Origin of the sequence: Streptomyces sp. NPDC058257, from assembly GCF_042881845.1 — a bacterium.
Taxonomy (GTDB): Bacteria; Actinomycetota; Actinomycetes; order Streptomycetales; family Streptomycetaceae; genus Streptomyces.
On the sequence record NZ_JBHVXJ010000017.1, the window covers coordinates 102932 to 123046 of the forward strand.

Consider the following 20115-nt stretch of genomic DNA (forward strand, 5'->3'; position numbering starts at 1 on the left):
CCACCGCACTTGCACGAACACTCCCTGGAGTTGAGAACGATGGACAACGAGGACAAGCTCCGCTATTTCCTGAAGCGGGTCACCGCCGACCTGCGTGACACCCGCAGGCGCCTGCGCGAGGTCGAGGAGGGCGAGCAGGAGCCGGTCGCGATCATCGGTATGAGCTGCCGCTACCCCGGTGACGTACGTTCCCCCGAGGATCTGTGGGAGCTGGTCTCGAACGGCCGCGACGGCGTGACGCCGTTCCCCGCCGACCGTGGCTGGGGCGACGTCGAGCTTTCCGACCCCGAGGACCCGGACCGCGCGTTCCGCACCGAGGGCGGGTTCCTGCACGACGCGGCCGAGTTCGACCCCGGCCTGTTCGGGATATCGCCGCGCGAGGCCCTGGCGATGGACCCGCAGCAGCGGTTACTCCTGGAGACCTCCTGGGAGGCGTTCGAGCGCGCCGGGATCGACGCGTCCTCGCTGCGCGGCAGCAGGACGGGCGTGTTCGCCGGGGTGATGTACCACGACTACACGTCGCGGCTGCGGTCGGTTCCGGAGGGAGTCGAAGGCTTCCTCGGCACCGGCAGCTTCGGCAGCGTCGCCTCCGGCCGAGTGTCGTACACGTTCGCGCTCGAGGGGCCCGCCGTCACGGTGGACACCGCCTGCTCGTCCTCCCTGGTCACGCTGCACCTGGCGGCCCAGGCGCTGCGTTCCGGCGAGTGCACGCTCGCCCTTGCCGGCGGTGTCACCGTGATGGCGACCCCGGACACGTTCATCGGCTTCAGCAAGCAGCGGGGCCTGGCCGCGGACGGCCGGTGCAAGTCCTTCTCCGAGGACGCCGACGGCACCGGCTGGGGCGAGGGCGCCGGCATGCTGCTCCTCGAGCGGCTCTCCGACGCCCGGCGCAACGGCCACACCGTCCTCGGGGTAGTGCGCGGTTCGGCGGTGAACCAGGACGGCGCCTCGAACGGTCTCACCGCGCCCAACGGCCCCTCGCAGCAGCGCGTGATCCGGCAGGCGCTCGACAGCGCCGGACTGACCGCCGACCAGGTCGACGCGGTTGAGGCGCACGGCACCGGCACCACGCTCGGCGACCCGATCGAGGCCCAGGCGCTCCTCGCCACCTATGGCCGGGACCGCCGCGCCGACCGACCGCTGTGGCTCGGCTCGGTGAAGTCCAACATCGGTCACACGCAGGCCGCCGCGGGCGTCGCGGGCGTGATCAAGACGGTCATGGCGATGCGGCACGGTGTGCTGCCGCGGACCCTGCACGTCGGCGAGCGCTCCCGGCACGTCGACTGGTCGGCGGGCGCCGTGGAACTCCTGACCGAGGCGCGACCGTGGCCCCAGACGGGGCAGCCGCGCAGAACGGCGGTGTCGTCCTTCGGCATCAGCGGAACCAACGCCCATGTCGTCCTCGAACAGGCCCCGGCAGAGGACGCCGACGGCGAGCAGGACGGCGAGCAGGACGGCGAGCAGGACGACCAGCTCGGCGGGCCCGCCGAACTGGCCGACCCCGTCCTCGCCGACGCCGTGCCGTGGGTCCTCTCCGGCAACGACCCCGCCGCCCTGCGCGAGCGAGCCGCCGCCCTCATCTCCCACCTGGACGGACCGGACGGCCGGGACGAGACGCCGGTGGACATCGGCTACTCGCTCGCCGTGAGCAGGACAGCCCTCGAACACCGCGCCGCCGTCGTCGGTGCGGACCGCGCGGAACTGCTGGCCGGTCTGGAGGCCCTGGCGGCCGGTGGCGAGGCATCGAACCTGGTCCGCGGCACGGTCGGCTCGCGCGGCAAGCTCGCGTTCCTGTTCAGCGGGCAGGGCAGTCAGCGGGTGGGCATGGGGCAGGAGTTGTACGGGGAGTTCCCGCTCTTCGCCCAGGCCCTCGACGAGGTCTGCGCGGGCCTGGACCCGCACCTGGACCGGCCGCTGCGTGACGTGCTCTTCGCCGAGCCCGGCACCGAGGCCGCCGCCCTGCTCGACCTGACCACCTACACGCAGCCGGCGCTGTTCGCGATCGAGGTGGCGCTGTTCCGCCTCGTCACCGCGTGGGGACTCACCCCGCAGTTCCTCGCGGGCCACTCCATCGGGGAACTCGCGGCAGCGCACGTGTCGGGAGTGTTCTCCCTCGCCGACGCCTGCGAGCTTGTCGCCGCCCGTGGCAGGCTGATGGGCGCGCTGCCCGAGGGCGGGGCGATGCTCTCGCTGCGCGCGGACGAGGACACCGTCCGCGGCCTCGTCGCCGAGCACGGCGGCACGGTGGACATCGCGGCGGTCAACGGCCCCGAGTCCACGGTGATCGCGGGCGACGCCGACGCCGTGGCCGCGATCGACGGCGCGTGGCGGGAGCGCGGCGGCAGGACCCGGTACCTGCGGGTCAGTCACGCGTTCCACTCGCCGCACGTGGACGCCGTCCTCGACGACTTCCGCGCCGTCGCCAGGACCATCACCTACGGCACCCCGGCGATTCCGATCGTCTCCACCCTGACAGGTGCCCTGCTCACCCCGGAGCAGGCACGCGACCCGGAGCACTGGGTACGTCATGTCCGCGAGGCCGTCCGGTTCCTCGACGGCGTACGGAGCCTGGGCGAGCAGGGCGTCACCAACTTCCTGGAGCTCGGCCCCGACGCGGTACTGACCGCGGCGGGCCGCGACTGCGTCGACGAGGGCGCGCTCCTTGTCGCCGGGGCGCGCGCGAACAGGCCCGAGGGCGCCACGCTCACCTCGGCGGTCGCGGCACTGCACGTGCGGGGCGTAGCGCTCGACTGGCAGGCGGTGTTCGCGGGCCGCGGCGCCCGGCGGACCGATCTGCCCACGTACCCGTTCCAGCGCACCAGGTACTGGCTGGACGTCGGTACGCACGTCGGCGACGTGGCATCGGTGGGCCTGCGGCCCGCCGACCACCCGCTCCTCGGCGCCGCGGTCACCCTGGCCGACGAGGAGGGCGCCCTGCTCACCGGCAGGCTCTCCCTGGTCACGCACCCGTGGCTGGCCGACCACACCGTCGGAGGCGTGGTCCTCGTACCCGGCGCCGCGTTGGTGGAGTTGGCGATCAGGGCGGGCGACCAGGTCGGGCTCGACCACGTCGAGGAGCTGACACTGGCGGCGCCGCTGGTCCTGCCCGCGGACGGCGCCGTGCGGCTCCAGATGTCAGTCGGGGCCCCGGACGAGTCGGGGCGCCGCGCGCTGAGCGTCTACTCGCGGGCCGACGACGCGGCCGACGACCAGCCGTGGACCCGGCACGCGTTCGGCACGCTGACGGCGGGAGCGGCGGGTGCTGCGGCCCCGATCGCCGAGGGGGCGGCGGCCTGGCCGCCCGCCGGAGCGGAGCGCATCGACACCGAGGGCCGCTACGACGACCTCGCCGATTCGGGCCTCGGCTACGGACCGGCGTTCCGCGGGCTGCGTGCGGCCTGGCGCCGCGGTGACGAGGTGTTCGTCGACCTTGAGCTGCCCGACCAGGACAGCGCGGGCTCCTTCGGGCTGCACCCCGCACTGCTCGACTCCGCACTGCACGCCATCGGCCTCGGCGACTTCGTCACCGACACGGAGCGGCTGCACCTGCCGTACTCCTGGCGCGGGGTGCGGCTGCACAGCAGCGGCGCGTCGGCGCTGCGGGGGCGGCTGTCCCCGGCGGGCGCCTCGGGCGTCGCGATCGCCCTGACCGACGGCAGCGGTGCCCCCATCGCCTCGGTCGAGGAACTGTCGCTGCGCCCCCTGACGGCGGACGGCCTCACCGGCGACCGCCTCGACTCACTGTTCCGCGTCGACTGGACGCAGGTACGGCCCGCCGACTCGCCCTCGCCCCGCTGGGAGGTTCTGGGAGACGGGCACCTGGGGGACGCGGACCTGGCCGCGCTGGCGGAGAACGGGGTGCCGGACCTCGTGTTCGCCCCCGTGCCCCCGGCCGCCGACCCCGCGGAGGCGACGCACAGGGCACTGGCCCTGGTGCGTGCCTGGCTCGCCGACGACCGGTTCGGCTCGGCGCGGCTGGTGTTCGTCACCGGCGGCGCGGTGGCGGCAGGACCCGACGAGGAAGTCCTCGACCTGGCCAACGCCCCGGTGTGGGGCCTCCTGCGCGCGGCACAGTCCGAGCACCCCGGCCGGTTCGTGCTCATCGACACCGACACCGACTGGTCGACTGCCACGGCCCATACCCTGCTGGGCGCCGTCGCGACCGGGGAACCCCAACTGGCCCTGCGCGCCGGTGAACTGCACGCGCCGAGGCTCGTGCGGGCCCGTCCCGCGGTGGAGGAGGAGGCGGGCTTCGGCTCGGGGCCGGTCCTTGTGACCGGTGCGAGCGGGATGCTCGGCGGCCTCGTGGCGCGGCACTTGGTCGTACGGCACGGGGTGCGGCAGCTGGTGCTCGCCAGCAGGCGAGGTCAAGTGGGCGCTCTGCGCGGAGAATTGGAAGCGCTGGGTGCCGAAGTCGCCGCCGTTGCCTGTGATGTGGCGGACCGGGACGCGGTGGCGGCGCTGCTCGCCGAGCACCCCGTGACGGCCGTCGTGCACGCGGCGGGCATCCTGGACGACGGTGTGATCGAGTCGCTGACCCCGGAGCGGATCGACACGGTGTTCCGGCCCAAGGTCGACGCGGCGTTGAACCTGCACGAGCTGACCCGCGATCTGAACCTGTCGGCATTCGTCCTCTTCTCCTCCGCCGCGGGCACGTTCGGCAACGCGGGGCAGGCCAACTACTCCGCCGCCAACGCGTTCCTGGACGCGCTCGCCCAGCACCGGCGAGCACAGGGCCTGCCCGCGACATCGCTCGCCTGGGGCCTGTGGGCGGACGCGAGCGGCATGACCGACGATCTCGCCGAGACCGACCGGGGACGCCTCGCGCGGGCCGGTGTCACCGCGCTGTCCGCCGAGGAGGGGCTGCGTCTCTTCGACGCCGCCCTCGCGCTGCCGTCCGCCGTGGCCGTGCCCATGCGCCTCGACCTGGCGCCGCTGCGGGCCCGCCCCGACACCGTCCCCCCGCTGCTCCGCTCGCTGGTGCGCACGGCGCGCCCCGGGGCCGTCAAGGCCGACGGGGGCCTGGCGGCGCGGATCTCCGCGCTGCCGGAGGAGGAGCGCCTTCCCGCTCTGCTCGACCTCGTACGCACCTGTGTCGCCGCCGTGCTCGGCCACGATTCCGCCGCAGCGGTGGAAGCGGAGCGGGCCTTCGACGAGCTCGGGTTCGACTCGCTCACCGCGGTCGAGTTGCGCAACCGGCTCGACGCGGCCACCGGCCTGCGCCTGCCCGCCACGCTGGTCTTCGACTATCCGACGCCCCTTGCCCTCGCGAAGCACCTGCGCGCCACGCTGCTCGGCGACGACGAGACGCGCACGCCGATCATCCGTACGGCCGCCGCCGACGACGAGCCGATCGCCATCGTCGGCATGAGCTGCCGCTACCCCGGTGGAGTGCGCTCGTCGGAGGACCTGTGGCGCCTCGTAGCCGAGGGCCGTGACGCGGTGTCCGACTTCCCGGAGAACCGGGGCTGGGACGTGGAGTCGCTCTACGACCCCGACCCCGAGAACACCGGCACCAGCACCGTCAAGTCGGGCGGCTTCCTCCACGACGCCGCCGAGTTCGACCCGGCGTTCTTCGGCATGTCACCGCGCGAGGCGCTCGCCGTCGACCCGCAGCAGCGACTGCTCCTGGAGACCTCCTGGGAGGCGTTCGAGCGGGCCGGTATCGACCCGAAGTCGCTGCGCGGCAGTGCTACCGGCGTCTTCGCGGGCGTGATGTACAACGACTACGCCGCCAGGCTCGGGCGCTCCCCGGAGGGATTCGAGGGCCAGCTCGGCGTCGGCAGTTCGGGCAGTGTCGCGTCCGGCCGCGTCTCCTACGTGTTCGGCCTCGAAGGCCCCGCGGTGACCGTGGACACGGCGTGCTCGTCGTCGCTGGTGTCGATGCACCTCGCGGCCCAGGCGCTGCGCTCCGGTGAGTGCACGCTGGCCCTCGCGGGCGGCGTGACGGTGATGGCGAGCCCGGCGACCTTCGTGGAGTTCAGCAGGCAGCGTGGCCTGGCCCCGGACGGCCGCTGCAAGGCGTTCTCCGACAGTGCCGACGGCACGGGCTGGGGCGAAGGGGTCGGCATGCTGGTCCTCGAACGTCTTTCGGACGCCCGGCGCAACGGTCACCAAGTCCTCGCGGTCGTACGAGGATCCGCGGTGAACCAGGACGGCGCGTCCAACGGCCTCACCGCGCCGAACGGTCCCTCGCAGCAGCGCGTCATCCGCCAGGCGCTCGCGAACGCGGGCCTGACCCCGTCCGATGTGGACGCGGTCGAGGCACACGGCACCGGCACCACCCTGGGCGACCCCATCGAGGCCCAGGCACTCCTTGCCACCTACGGCCAGGGCCGCGCCGGAGAGCCCCTCTGGCTGGGCTCGCTAAAGTCGAACATCGGCCACACGCAGGCCGCCGCCGGTGTCGGTGGCGTGATCAAGATGGTGATGGCGCTGCGGCACGGGGAACTCCCGAAGACGCTGCACATCACCGAACGCTCCCCGCACGTCGACTGGTCGGCGGGCGAGGTCGAGGTACTGACGGAGACCCGGCCGTGGCCGGCTCTCGGCCGACCGCGCAGGGCGGGCGTGTCGTCGTTCGGCGTGAGCGGGACGAACGCACACACCATCCTTGAGCAGGCACCCGACGAGACCCCCGCTGACTTGCCGTCGACGTCCGGGCCGGTTCCATCCGGGCTGGTGCCATCCGGGTTGGTGCCATCCGGGTTGGTTCCCCTGGTTTTCTCCGCGCGTACGGAGGAAGCCCTGCGCGCCCACGCTTCCCAACTCGCTTCGGTGGCTGATGGTTTGGCTCCCGTGGACGTGGCGGATGCCCTGCTTTCGCGGTCGGTGTTCGATCATCGGGCTGTGGTGGTGGCGGGTGGTTCCGAGGCGCTGGCGGCGGTGGCCGGTGGTACGGAGTCCGCTCGGGTGGCGGTTGGTGTGGCGCGGCCGGTGGGCAAGGTGGCGTTTGTGTTCCCGGGGCAGGGTTCGCAGTGGTTGGGGATGGGTGCGGAGTTGGCGGAGTCGTCGCCGGTGTTCCGTGCTTCTTTGGACGCGTGTGCCGAGGCGCTTGCTCCGTATGTGGACTGGTCGTTGCATGACGTGCTGGCCGATGCCGCCGAGTTGGAGCGGGTGGATGTCGTGCAGCCCGCGTTGTGGGCGGTGATGGTGTCGCTTGCGGCGTTGTGGCGTTCGTACGGTGTGGAGCCGGATGCGGTGGTGGGTCACAGTCAGGGCGAGATCGCCGCGGCTCACGTGGCGGGGGCGCTGTCTTTGGATGATGCCGCCAAGGTGGTGGCGCTGCGTAGTAAGGCGATCCTGGCGCTCTCCGGGCAGGGCGGCATGGTGTCCCTCGCGGTATCGATCGATGCCGCGCGGGAGCGGATCGCGCGGTGGGACGGGCGGATATCGGTCGCCGCGGTCAACGGCCCGCGTTCGGTGGTGGTGGCGGGTGACGCCGACGCACTGGACGAACTGGTCGAGTCCTGCGCGGCCGATGAGGTACGCGCCCGCCGGGTTCCCGTCGACTACGCCTCCCACTCCCCGCATGTGGAGCGTATTCAGGAGGCGTTGGCGGAGGTTCTTGCCGGGGTCGAGCCGAGGCCCGCGAGTGTGCCGATGCTGTCCACGGTCACGGGGGAGTGGTTGACCGGGACCGAGGTGGGTGCCGATTACTGGTATCAGAACCTGCGCAACACCGTGCGGTTCGAAGAGGTCACGCGCGGCCTGCTCGACCACGGCGTCGGCGCGTTCGTCGAGTGCAGCCCCCACCCCGTACTCACCTTCGGCGTGTCCGAGACGGTGGAGGCCACCGGCGGTGACGCCGTCATGGTGGGCACGCTGCGCCGGGACGAGGGCGGCCTGGACCGGTTCCTGCTCTCGGCCGCGGAGGCGTACGTGGAAGGCCTGCCGTTCGAGTGGCGGCAGACGGTGCCCGCCGGACAGCACGTGGACCTGCCCACCTACCCCTTCCAGCGCAAGCACTACTGGCTGGACGCTCCCCGTGATCTGCGTTTCGTCGAAGCGGCAGGTGGTCTCGGCCTGGCGGACGCCGACCACCCGCTGCTCGGCGCCGCCGTGGAACTCGCCGACGAGCAGGGCCTGGTGCTCACCGGGAGGCTGGGCACGGACACCCACCCGTGGCTCGCCGACCACGCCGTCGCACAGACGACGCTCCTGCCCGGCACCGCCTTCGCGGAGATCGCGCTGGCGGCGGGCGGCAGGCTCGGACTCGACGAGGTGGAGGAACTGGCGCTCGCCGCGCCCCTGGTGCTGCCCGAACGCGGTGGGGTGCGGCTGCGGGTGACGGTCGGCGGCGACGACGGCTCGGGCCGACGGGCGCTGAACATCGACTCCTGCCCGGACGACCCGGCCACCGTCGCGGACTGGACCCGGAACGCGACCGGCTTCCTCACCACCGGAGCACCCGCCGAGCCGGCCACCGTCACGCAGTGGCCGCCCATCGGCGCCGAGCCCGTCGACATCGACGGCCTCTACGACAGCCTGGAAGGAGCCGGGTTCGCCTACGGGCCCGCCTTCCAGGGCCTCAGGGCGGCATGGCGCGACGAGGGCGCCGTGTACGCCGAGATCAGTCTTGACGAGGACCAGCACCGGGACGCCGCGTCGTTCGGGCTCCACCCGGCGCTGCTCGACGCCGCGCTGCACGCCTGCATGCTCGGTGGCCTCGTCGAAGACGCCGGTCGGCCCCGGCTCCCGTTCTCCTGGAGCGGGATCCGGTGGCACGCGACCGGTGCCACGGCGGCGCGGGTACGGCTCACACCTGCCGGACCCGACGCCGTCTCCCTGGAACTGACCGACGTACAGGGGAACCCCCTGGCGACGGTCGCATCCCTGGTACTGCGGCCGATCGCCGCCGGCCAATGGGGTGCGCGCCACCGCGATTCACTGTTCCGGCTGGAGTGGGTGGCCGCACCGACCCGTGCGGCCACCCCCGCTCCCGTCCGCGGTTGCGCAGTCGTCGGCCCGGACGACCTGAAGGTCGGCGCGGGCCTGGCCGCCGCCGGTATCGCCGTCGAGGAGCACGAAGACCTCGCCGCCCTCGCCGAGACCGGAGTACCGGGCCTTGTCGTCGTCCCGTGCGTCGAGGACGACGCCGAGCCGGTCGCCGCGGCCCGCACCGCCGCCCTGCGCGCGCTGCGCCTCGCCCAGGAGTGGCTGGCCGACGACCGGTTCCTCGAATCCCGCCTCGTCTTCGTGACCCGCGGGGCCGTCGCGACCGGCCCCGACGACGACGTGGCCGACATCGCCGACGCGACGGTGTGGGGCCTGATCCGGTCCGCACAGTCCGAGAACCCCGACCGGTTCACGCTGGTCGACGTGGACGGGGACGGCACGTCCTGGCCGGTACTGCCCGCCGCCCTCACCGCGTCCGAGCCGCAACTCGCGGTGCGCACCGGTGACGTCCTCGTGCCGCGCATCGCACGGACCCGGCCGTCCGACACGGACTCCGCAATCGAGTTCGCGCCGGGCGGCACCGTCCTGGTGACCGGCGCCACCGGCATGATCGGCGGCCTCGTCACCCGGCACTTGGTGGCCGAGTACGGTGTCCGGCACCTCGTCCTCGCGAGCCGTAGCGGCGCCGCCGCGTCCGGCGCCGACGACCTGCGCGCCGAACTGACCGCCCTCGACGCGCACGTGACGTTCGCAGCCTGCGACGTCACCGACCCCGTCGCGCTGGCGGAGCTCCTCGCCGCCGTGCCCTCGAACCACCCGCTGACCGCAGTGGTGCACTCGGCGGGCGTCCTGGACGACGGCACGATCAGCTCGCTGACCCCGGAGCAGATCGACAAGGTGTTCCGGCCCAAGGTCGACGCTGCCTGGAACCTGCACGAGCTGACCCGGGACCTGGACCTGTCCGCGTTCGTGCTGTTCTCCTCGGCGGCGGGCATCCTCGGTGGCCCCGGCCAGGGCAACTACGCGGCGGCCAACGCGTTCGTCGACGCGCTCACCCACCACCGCAGGGCAGCCGGACTCCCCGCCACGTCACTGGCGTGGGGCCTGTGGGAGACGGCAAGCGCGATGACCGGCGACATGGGGGAGACCGACGTGGCGCGGCTCTCCCGCTCCGGGGTCGCGGGCCTGACCGAGGAGCAGGGCCTCGCGCTGTTCGACCTCGGATGCGCCGCGGGCGACGCGGTCGTGGTGCCGATGCGGCTCGACCTCGGTGCGTTGCGCGGCGGGCCCGACGAGGTGCCTCCGCTGCTGCGCGGCCTCGTGCGCCCGAGGGCCGCCAAGGCGGCTGCCGTGAGCGAGGAGCCGTTGGCGCGGCGGCTCGCCGGTCTCACGGAGGAGGAGCAGATACAGGAACTCCTGCTGCTCGTCCGGGACCAGACGGCGGCCGTGCTCGGCTACGAGCCGCAGGAGCTCGATGTCTCCGGCGCCCTGACCCAGCTCGGCCTCGACTCCTTGACCGCGCTGCAACTGCGCAACCGGCTCGCGGGCGCGACCGGGCTTCGCCTGCCCACCACCGTCGTGTTCGACCAGCCGACAGGACCGGCGCTCGCCGGGTACCTCCGGCGTGAACTCGCGTCGGGTGCCGCGGACGACACCGGGGGCGACGCCCCCGCCGCGACCGCCGCCCTGGCGGTGGAGGACACGCTCACCGGTCTGTACCGGCAGGCCTGCGACCTCGGCCTGTACGAGGAGGGGTGGCAGATGGTGAACGCCGCCGCGCGGGTGCGGCCGGTGTTCGAGACGCCGGACGAGGTGCCCGCACTGCCGCCGGTCACCCTGGCGACCGGACCTGGAATCCCACTGCTGTGCCTCCCGCCGACGATGGCGCCCTCAGGGCCGCACTACTTCGGCCGGTTCGCCCCCGTGTTCGCGGGCGAGCGGGACGTGACCGTGCTGCCCAACCCCGGGTTCGCCGCCGGAGAGGCGCTGCCCGCGACCAGGGAGGCGGTCGTACGCTTCCAGGCCGAGGCCGTGATGAGGCAGGCGGGCGACCGCCCGTTCGTGCTCGTCGGCTACTCGTCGGGCGGGTGGCTGGCCAACGCGGTCGCCGCGCTGCTCGAGAAGGAGGGCGGCACACCGGTGGCGGTGGTGCTCGTCGACACCTACACCGCGACGACCTCGTTCGAGGGCAGGCTTGAGGAGGCACTGCGGCAGCGGGCTGCCACCAGCGAGGCGTTCGAGCTGATGTCCGGCGCGCAACTCACCGGGCAGGGCGGCTACTTGCGGGTGTTCGGCGACTGGGAGCCCGAACCGATCGACGCGCCGACGCTGTACGTGCACGCCACCTTCCCGCCCGGGGAGTCGCAGGCACTGGACACCGAGGACGACTGGCGGCCGCGGTGGCCCCTGCCGCACGAGGACGCCGACGTCCCCGGCGACCACTTCACGATCATGGACGACCACTCGGAGTCGACGGCGCTCGCCGTACGGACCTGGCTGGCCGACGACCGGCACAACGCCGACACCAACTCCCGCTGAGCGCGACAGAGACAGCGGAACGCCGAGTACGACAACCACCACAGCAGAACGGACGATCAACATGACTGTTACCGACGGCAGCGACCTCTGGCTCCGCCGGTTCCACCCCGCACCGGACGCCCCGGTACGGCTGGTGTGCTTCCCGCACGCGGGCGGCTCGGCGAGTTTCTACTTCCCCGTCTCGGCCGCGCTCGCGAGCGACAGCGACGTGTCGGCCCTCCAGTACCCCGGCCGCCAGGACAGGCGGATGGAACCGAACGTCGACGACATCGGCGTCCTCGCCGACCGCATCGCGCCCGTGGTGGCGCCGCTGTTCGACCGGCCCGTCGTGTTCTTCGGGCACAGCATGGGTGCGATCCTCGCCTTCGAGGTCGCGCGCAGGCTCGAGGAACAGGGTCACGCGCCCGCGATGCTGTTCGCCTCCGGCAGGCGCGCACCGTCGACGCGACGCCAGGAGAACGTCCATCAGCGGGACGACGACGGGATCGTGGCCGAGATGAAGGCCATGAGCGGCACCGACGCCCAAGTACTCGGCGACGAGGAACTGCTGCGGATGGTGCTGCCCGCGATCCGCAGCGACTACCGGGCCATCGAGACGTACGGTCCGGTGGACGCGACCGTCGGCTGCCCGATCACCGCGCTGGTGGGCGACGACGACCCGAAGACGACGGTGGCGGAAGCGGACGCGTGGCGCTCCCACACGACAGCCGCGTTCCGCATCCAGACGTTCCGCGGGGGCCACTTCTACCTCAGCCCGCGCGCGGCGGAAGTGATCGCGCTGACGCGTGAGGCGCTGCGCGGTGCCGTAGCCGTCGGATAGGCGCAAGGGAACGGGGGTTGGGCGAGCAGGTGGTCCAGCCCCCGTCGAGCCCGGCCGCGCCGGTCCGCCGGCTGCCGTCCGCGTACGACATCACCGCGTATGACATCACCGTGTCCGACATCACCCCGTACGACATCACCGTGTACGTCCTCAGATGTAGCCCGCACGCACCGCGTAGGCCACCACATGGGTGCGGTTGCGCAGTTGGAGACGGGAGGTCAGATTCTGCAGGACGTTCTTCACCGTCCGTTCGGAGTACGCGAGCCTGTCCGCTATCTGCCCGGTGTCATGACCTTCGGCCGCTAACTGAAGGACTTCGACCTCCCTCGACGTCAATCCCATCGTGGGGAGTCCGGCCGGGTCCGGCGCGCTGCTCTTGAGCTGCCCCATCCGGGTGAGGAAGGTGCCAAGGAGATCGGCCGGCAGGTCCCCGTCACCTCGGTGGGCCGCGAGTATGGCCCGAAGCAGCCGAGCCGGCGTCGCATCTCGACGCCATACGATCGACGTGACGCCGCACCCGGCGACATCGAACAGGTCGGCCTCCCGCATCCGGTCCACCACCAGGACCGCCCGGACGCCCTTGACATGGACGAGTGAGCGCAGTTTCAGCAGAGTCGTCTCGTCCACGGAACCGACGACCAGCAGGGCGACTTGGCCGCGGTCCTGCTGAGCGGTGTCCACCAACTCGATCTCCGGGTACTGACGGAGCTGGGTGAGCACTCCGGCCCGGGATATCGGGTCCGATGTGTGAACGGACAGCTGCACCCGTTCAGTCGTAGGGATGCTCTCGACGGTCTGCTGCACGGGCTGGAGCTCCTTCTGCTTCCACGAAGACCAGGGGCTCGAGCGCTGCAGACACGAGTGCGCGGCGCTACCCCCTTGTCGACCAGGTCACCAGATATTGCGTTTGTGCCCTAAGAGGCTCCACGCGATCAACAGGTTGTGTGCTAACGCTCACGTCCTGCTGATGTTCTGCTGACGTCCACTCCTGTGTCATCCGTTTCCGCCACTCCTCCGTCGCCGCGCGCTCGTGCTTTCAGGCCAGGAGCGGGAGAGCGCGGGGAGTACTGCGTCGGGCTCTCAGCGCCCGAGCTGATCCCTGCACAACGCCACGGTGGCCGGATCGGCGACACCGTCCGCCATCCGGCACACCACCTTGCCGTCGTACGTCTGCCGCGGCCGCGCGGGACGCGGTGCCACAGGCGCGGGACGCTGCGGCGGGCGCTGCGCCGTGGACCGGGCGGGCGCCGGGGCCCGGTGGACGGGGGGACGCGGAGGGGCAGGCGCCGGACGCTTGTGGCCGACGGCGGCGGGCTCCTCGCGGCGTCGCGTCGCCTCCTTGGCCGCAGTGACCTTCTCGGCCTTCCTGCCCCGGGGTTTGCCCGTGCTGCTCTCGACCAACGCGTCCCGGGCCGAGGGCTGCACGGCGGGGGAGCGGGACGCGATCGGCGAAGGGGCCGTGCCGCCCGTAGGCGCGAGCGACCGGCCGGGCGGTAGCCGATCCGGATCGGCGCCCGGCGTCACGGAGGCACACCCGGCGGTACTCAGCAGGGCGAGGGCTACGAAGGTGATGATCCGGCGATGCACGCGGCCACTCTCCCTCAGCGCGGAGCCCGGAGAGGGGCGCGGAGCAGCCGGTCCACCGGACCGAGTGATGGCGCGATGCGTGATGACTGGGACCTCCTGCTGCCAAGGAGAGGCCGGGAAGGGGGGCCCTGTTGCCCTGTCCCCGGCTACGACGCAGAACCCTGTCGCCTGCACCGCCCCCGAAGGCTCGTCGGCCCACGACGCCCTTGTCCGGCTCACGTCCTGGTCAGCGCCCTCGGAGGCCGCCGGCCGGCGGCGGCTCGAATCCTGAGTGGCCCCGGCGTTTCCCGCCCGGCCGGGGAGGGAGTCGCGCAGAGTGGTCCGTATGACAACACCCGCAGAGCTGCTCCGTTCCTTCGCCCGCACCCGGGCCTCGCTCGATGGCGAGGAGGTCACGTACTGGTGGTCCGGCGACGTGTACTCCTGGGCCCCCGCTGAGCCCTACCAGCGCCTCTTCGGCTTCGAAGGGCTCAACGTCGCCCGCCTCGTCCAGGACGCCGAAGGCGGCCCCGACTCCTATCAACTGCTCACCCGCGAGGCTGCCTTCTACCTGGACCCCGTCACCCGCGAGATCCTGGAGACCTGGCAGGACCTGCCGGTGGTGCACGTCTGGAACGACCCGGCGAACCAGAAATGGCGCCCTTTCCCGATCCCGACGACCGATCTCGGCGAGCAGGTCTGCTTCAGCCTGGAGATTCCGCTCGCCTACCCCTCGCCGCTGCCGGTGGCCGAGTACCCGGTCCACTCGGCCGGCGACACGTACAAGGCCCTTGAGCTCTTCCAGTTCTTCGCCGACCGCGCTGATCTGGCAGGCCAGGCGCCCAGCGTCCCGGCCACCATGTCGTGGACCCGGATGTCGCCGTGGCTCCCGTGGATGGCCCGCGGCCAGCGCCCCGGCGGCCTCACCTACCACTGCCGGGGTCGCAAGCTCGGCTCGTACACCGAGGTCCCCGAGCGCACCCGCGCCTACATCGCCGACCACCACCCGGAGTTCGCCCAGGCCCCGGAGAAGTGGAGCGAACCGAACGAGACCAGCTGGACGTACTTCCGCAAGCTCCATCCGCCGCAGTAGCCGCAGTAGCCGCCGAGCGGCGTCCGGGGCCGCCGTGGCGATCCCGGACGCCCGGTGTGAGGTGAGCACCTGGCAAGGGCCTACCAGTTGTCCGGCCGCACCTCGTAGGTGAGGGTGTAGTGGGCGCCGTCGCCCCGGAACTCGGCGACCTGCTCGCCGCGGCCCGAGACGGCGGGACTGATGTGGAAGTCGCCCAGGTGGTCGTCCGGGTCGAAGTCGTCCTGGTCCCACAGGGAGACGACGTCGGCCCCACTGTTGACCAGCGAGAACGGCCCGTTGTTGACGTTGATCACCTGCCCGTTGTTGATGTCGCCGCGACCCCAGACGCGCTGGCCGCGGAAGTCCACCCACAGCTCGTCCTCGCCGTTGTCCTCGGTCTCGATGCACCGCAGTTGGTAGAACTTGACCTGGTATCCCATGACTGTCTCCCGCTCCCGGGTCCTTCCGGCCGTCGGACGTGTTTCCGACATCCATGAGAATGCGCGCTTCGAGGCCGCCATCGCGTCCACTCTGGAGTGGATTAGCGGTGTACGACCCAGAGCGTACGTTTCTGCGTGACGCCGAGGCAGTTTCATGGAGCCATGAGCGATTCGCGCGACCCCGTGGATGAGACAACCGTGCTGGTCACGGCCGTGGACGTCACCATCGAACCGATCGGTGCCAAAGCCCTCCTCGTGGACAGGGACGCGCTCCTCGCCCCTGACCCGCCGCCCCTGCTCGTCGAACCGCAGGGGGAACTGGTCGCCGTGATCACGCCGGTGCCCGCCGAAAGCGGCCCTGTGGAGCGGATCGCCGTGGCCGGCGTGGAGCAGCTCGGCGCCGACGAGACCATGCCGGGCGTGACGGCGAGCGTGGTCCGGCTCGCCGGACGATCCCGCTACGTGGTGCGCGCCGAGCCCTTCTCCCAGCATCGGCTCACCGAGGCGTTGCTCGCCGATGACGGCGATCTGTGGGCGGCGATGCGCGAGCTCGGTTACGACTCGCCGGTGCCCGCCCGGCCCCGAAAGGCGGGCCTGACCGGGGTGAGCGAGGATCAGCTCGACGCGTTCGCGGCCGGACCGTGCCGGGTCATCCGCACCTGCTTCCCGCACCCGCCGCACCCCGGCGACCCGCACCCGCCGCACTCCGATGACCCGCGCCCCCCGCACCCCGGTGACCCGCACCCACCTCACTCCGATGACGGCCCGCACCCGCCCCACTCCGGCGGCCCGCGCCCACCCCACTCCGACGACGATGACCCGCACCTGCCGACCGGGCCATGACAGGCAGCCCCGGAGCCGCCCTCGGCGGGCGCTACCGTGCGGCCCCCGCCGTCCAGGACACGGTCCTCGCCACTGCCCTGCTGCTGCCCGACTTGTTCCTCTTCTCGGACTTCGCCCTCCCCAATGTCGGCCTGGCCGACCGCCTTGCCACGGTCGGGTACGCCGTCCTCGGCTATGCGGCGCTCGCGGCCCGGCGGCGAGCGCCCCGCGCGGTGTTCGGCTACCTGTGGGCGCATGCCCTCGGCGGTGAACTCCTCACCGCCGCCGGGGTGTTCGACTACAGCCCGACCCTGGCCCTGCTCGCCGCGCTCTACACCGTCGCCGCTCTCCAGAGCAGCCGCCTCGCCGCGCTCGCGCTGGGCTCCGTGGTGGTGCCGGTGGCGCTCTCGGTGCGGGCGGCGCTCGCCGACGTACCCGCCCAGGAACGACTCACCACCTTGATCGGGGTGGCCTGCTTCTACGGGCTGCTCAACCTGGAGGTGTGGGCCGTCGGCCGGTGGGTGCGGGCCGGGCGGTCGGCCGCGGCCAGGGACCGGCTCGCGCTGAGCCGCGCCGAGGAGGCGATTCTTGCTGAACGGGCGCGCACCGCACGCGAGTTGCACGACATCGTCGCCAACGCGGTCACCGTGATGGTGCTCCAGGCCGGCGGCGCCCGCCATGTGCTGCGGGCCGACCCGGACCGGGTCGAGCACGCGCTCGACCAGATCGAGTCGAGCGGCAAGACCGCCGTCGCCGAGCTGCGCCACATGCTCCTTGTGCTGCGCACCGACGGTGAGCGGCTCGCGGCCGACGGGCCGGGCTTCGGGCTCGCCGATCTGGACCCGCTCCTGAGCGGGGCGCGCCAGGCGGGCCTGGACGCCCGCCTGGAGGTGAGCGGGGTCCCTGCCGTGCTCGCCAGGAGCGTAGATCTGACCGCGTACCGCCTTGTGCAGGAGGCGTTGACCAACGCGGCCAAGCACGCGGGCCCCGGATCCGCCACGGTCGTACGTCTCGACTGGTCCCGGGCCGACGGCCGGCTGAGCATCGAGGTGGGGGACGACGGTCGGGGCATCCCGGCGGCGGCCCGCTCGGAACTGTCCACCGGGCACGGCCTGATCGGGCTCCGTGAGCGAGTGGCCGTCTGTGGCGGCACGTTCGACGCCGGTCCCACCAGGAACGGTGGCTTCCGGACCGCCGCCACCCTTCCGACAGGGGAACATTTCCGACAGGAGGTCGCGTCATGAGGGGTGGCCCCGAGGCAGGAGGAGGGGAGCGGTGATCCGAGTACTGCTCGCGGACGATCAGGCCATGGTGCGTTCCGCGCTCGCCATGCTGCTCACCGGCGAGGACGGCATCGAGGTGGTGGGCGAGGCCGCCGACGGCGACGAAGCCGTGGCCCTGACGGCCGAACTGCGCCCCACCGTCGTCGTCATGGACGTGCGGATGCCCGGCGTGGACGGGGTCGACGCGACCCGGCGGATCACCGCCGACGCCTTCCCCGGTGAGGCCCGGGTGCTCGTGCTGACGACGTACAACGTCAGCGAGGCCGTTTACCGGGCGCTGCGTGCCGGGGCCTCCGGCTTTCTGCTCAAGGACGCGGCACCCGGCGAGCTGGCCGGGGCGGTACGGGCGCTCGCCGACGGGGACGGCTGGCTGGACCCCGCCGTGACCGCTGGCCTCCTTGCCGAGTTCGCCGCCAGGCCGGAGAGGATCAGACCGGCCCCCGAGGAGCTGGCGGCGCTCACCTGCCGGGAGCGCGAGGTCCTCGTCCTGGTCGCGCACGGACTCTCCAACGCCGAGATCGCCGCCCATCTGTTCATCGGGGAGGCGACGGTCAAGACCCACCTCGGGCGGATCCTTCTGAAGCTCGGCATGCGGGACCGGGCCCAAGTGGTCGCCGCGGCCTACCAGAGCGGTCTTGTCGCGCCGGGCTCGTCCCCGCCGCCGCCCGCATGGTGAGGGCGAGGTCTCGACAGGAAGATGCCAACCCGGCCTGGAGCAAGTGAAGTTGGCCTGCCGCATATATCAGCGGCCCTGCTGGTGAACGGAGTTGGACAACAAAAGGTGACTTCTGTCACATGGGTCGCTACTTCTGAGTGTCATCGACCGGTGTGCGCAGGGGTTTTCGGGGGAACGGGCATACGCTTCGATGGCGGCGAGCGAGCGGATTTCCGCTGGCCAGACGTCCGTACGTAGAGTGAGAATTCGTTACCGATCGTTCACTCTCGAACGCATATTTTGTCCTACGGTTACTAGTCAGTCACTTTGTGTCGAAAATTGATTGCCTCTGGCATACGCGTTTGCCCCCTCCGATCCGAAATCCTGCGGTTGAGGACATTGGCGTTCTCCGGCGGCCCGCACCTGGTGCGGGACGGGCCGCCGCCAGCAGGACAAAGGACAGAATCAGTGCCCTTCACCCTCGACGATGTACTCGCCGCGACCGTGGTCATCACCGCGCTACGAGTCTTCGCCCCAGACGCCCGGCGTCTGACGCGCCGCCTGCTGCGCGCCGGTGTGCGCGTGGGCGCCAATGAACTGCTCAGGAGCGGCCACCCTGCCGACGCTGCCCCCTCGTTGACCGCCGCATCCAGTGACGAGGGGGCCCAGCGATGAGCGAACGCACGGGATCGCTGCCGTCCGAGGACGCGGACGAGCCGGAAGGAGTCCTGGACGCCCTCGCCGGCTACCCCAATCTCGACAACCTCACCGGTCTGTCCTACGAGATACCCCCCGATCTGGAGGCGCTCTTCGCCGTCTGTGAAAGGCCCCACCTGCGCTATGCCCTGCGGATGCTCGGGGACAAGCAGGCCGCCAAGAACGTGGTGCGCCGTTGTTTTGGCCACCTCGCCCTGAACTGGCCGCACGTCGCCAAAGAGGAGAGCCCCGAGGCGTACGCGTGGAAGTTGCTCAAGCAGCGGGTGGAGACGCAGCTGCGGCTTGCGGGGCGGCCGGTCGGGTCGCCGTCCGCGCAGGCGGCCGCCCTCCAGGACACCGCGCGCGCCACGCTGGAGGCCGTGCGCTGCAAGTTCGCGGCGATGGAATCCCCCCTGGGGCTCTACACCGCGATAGCCGGACTCCCGGAGCGCCAGTACGACGTCTTCGTGCTCTATTACGTGCTGGGCTACACCTCGCCGCACATAGCCAAGGTCATGGGCATCAAGCCTGACACCGTCCGATACCACCGCCGACTGGCGTATCAGCGCATCGCCATCAAGCTCGGCCTGTCGATCACCAACGAGACGGAGTAGCACTGTGCCAAGCCACATCGACGACATCCTCGCCCAAGTCGCAGTGGAAGCCGACGTGTTCACCGACGCCGAACTGGACGACCTCCGCCAGGAAGTCGTCCGCGACGTCACCGAGATCCTCATGTTCGGTGCCGTCCCCGCCCCGGCCGGCTATCTGCCCACCGTCCACGGGCACGCGGCCACCCGACTCGACGCGCTGTCCATCCAGGTCCTGCACCATCGCGACGCCGCCGGACACCTGGCCCGGCTCGTCGCCGACGGGCCCGACCCGGAGGGGACGCTGCGCTTCGCCTGCCTGCTCAGCCTGGCCGGCTGCCACGACGGCGCCCAGTTCTGGTGGCAGTTCTCCGCCGGCGCGGGCAACGCCGTCGCCGCCCAGTGCCTGCACCTCTACCACCTCAGTCGCGGTGAACTCCGCGACGCCGAATTCTGGGAACGGCAGGCGATCACCCTCGCCGGGCCGCCCGCCCCCCGCACTCCCTGGGCGCGGCGTCCGGCCACGGCAACTCGCGAAACCCGCCTGCCCAAGCAGCTGCATGACGCCGTACGCCGGCTGAAGGTCGACACCGTGGAGGAGTTCGGCATGGGGCGCGTACCCCACCCCGACCCCCGCCTCGCCGACCAGGTCGAGGAGCTCGCCGACGCCCTGTAGACGCCGATGCGCTGTGGACACGGGAAAGCCCCGGCTGGACGGGGGAGACCAGCCGGGGC

Annotated in this window: 11 protein-coding genes and 2 pseudogenes; 10 read left to right on the plus strand and 3 right to left on the minus strand. The window is 71.9% G+C overall.

Annotated elements, in window-relative coordinates:
* Positions 1-30: 30 nt before the first annotated feature.
* From ACFVXC_RS31600 to ACFVXC_RS31610, 3 genes and pseudogenes are all read left to right on the plus strand, one after another.
* Positions 31-10575, plus strand: a pseudogene (locus ACFVXC_RS31600) (type I polyketide synthase); the annotation flags it as partial.
* Between the two features lie 192 nt (positions 10576-10767).
* Positions 10768-11436: pseudogene (locus ACFVXC_RS31605) on the plus strand (alpha/beta fold hydrolase); the annotation flags it as partial.
* A 61-nt stretch (positions 11437-11497) separates the two neighbouring features.
* Complete coding sequence (locus ACFVXC_RS31610) at positions 11498-12256, plus strand: thioesterase II family protein (RefSeq protein WP_389912158.1); 759 nt, start codon at positions 11498-11500, stop codon at positions 12254-12256.
* A 150-nt stretch (positions 12257-12406) separates the two neighbouring features.
* Here ACFVXC_RS31610 and ACFVXC_RS31615 read toward each other — a convergent pair whose 3' ends face one another.
* Together ACFVXC_RS31615 and ACFVXC_RS31620 are read right to left on the minus strand one after the other, a co-directional pair.
* A complete protein-coding gene (locus ACFVXC_RS31615) occupies positions 12407-13060 on the minus strand; it encodes a response regulator transcription factor (protein WP_389912160.1) in 654 nt (217 codons plus the stop codon).
* A 276-nt stretch (positions 13061-13336) separates the two neighbouring features.
* Complete coding sequence (locus tag ACFVXC_RS31620) at positions 13337-13843, minus strand: hypothetical protein (protein ID WP_389912163.1); 507 nt, start codon at positions 13841-13843, stop codon at positions 13337-13339.
* Between the two features lie 325 nt (positions 13844-14168).
* Between ACFVXC_RS31620 and ACFVXC_RS31625 the strand changes: the two genes are divergently transcribed.
* Entirely contained in the window at positions 14169-14915 is a 747-nt protein-coding gene (locus ACFVXC_RS31625; protein WP_389912166.1) for a DUF1838 family protein, read from the plus strand.
* 80 nt (positions 14916-14995) lie between these two features.
* Here ACFVXC_RS31625 and ACFVXC_RS31630 read toward each other — a convergent pair whose 3' ends face one another.
* Positions 14996-15334: a hypothetical protein gene (locus ACFVXC_RS31630; protein WP_389912169.1), complete on the minus strand. Its 339-nt coding sequence runs from the start codon at positions 15332-15334 to the stop codon at positions 14996-14998.
* A 162-nt stretch (positions 15335-15496) separates the two neighbouring features.
* Here ACFVXC_RS31630 and ACFVXC_RS31635 point away from each other — a divergent pair, with 162 nt between their 5' ends.
* The 6 genes from ACFVXC_RS31635 (at position 15497) to ACFVXC_RS31660 (ending at position 20056) form a co-directional block, all read left to right on the plus strand.
* Positions 15497-16177: a hypothetical protein gene (locus ACFVXC_RS31635; RefSeq protein ID WP_389912172.1), complete on the plus strand. Its 681-nt coding sequence runs from the start codon at positions 15497-15499 to the stop codon at positions 16175-16177.
* Positions 16174-17400 carry a sensor histidine kinase gene (locus tag ACFVXC_RS31640; RefSeq protein ID WP_389912175.1) on the plus strand — a complete coding sequence of 409 codons (1227 nt, stop codon included), beginning with the start codon at positions 16174-16176 and terminating at the stop codon, positions 17398-17400. The genes ACFVXC_RS31635 and ACFVXC_RS31640 overlap by 4 nt, the downstream gene beginning before the upstream one ends.
* A 31-nt stretch (positions 17401-17431) precedes the next feature.
* Positions 17432-18115, plus strand: coding sequence for a response regulator (locus ACFVXC_RS31645; RefSeq protein WP_389912178.1), 684 nt, complete (start codon positions 17432-17434; stop codon positions 18113-18115).
* A 447-nt stretch (positions 18116-18562) separates the two neighbouring features.
* Positions 18563-18769 carry a hypothetical protein gene (locus tag ACFVXC_RS31650; protein WP_389912180.1) on the plus strand — a complete coding sequence of 69 codons (207 nt, stop codon included), beginning with the start codon at positions 18563-18565 and terminating at the stop codon, positions 18767-18769.
* On the plus strand, positions 18766-19404 hold the full coding sequence (locus ACFVXC_RS31655) for an RNA polymerase sigma factor (RefSeq protein ID WP_389912184.1): 639 nt from the start codon (positions 18766-18768) through the stop codon (positions 19402-19404). The genes ACFVXC_RS31650 and ACFVXC_RS31655 overlap by 4 nt, the downstream gene beginning before the upstream one ends.
* Before the next feature lie 4 nt (positions 19405-19408).
* Complete coding sequence (locus tag ACFVXC_RS31660) at positions 19409-20056, plus strand: hypothetical protein (RefSeq protein WP_389912186.1); 648 nt, start codon at positions 19409-19411, stop codon at positions 20054-20056.
* Positions 20057-20115 lie beyond the last annotated feature (59 nt).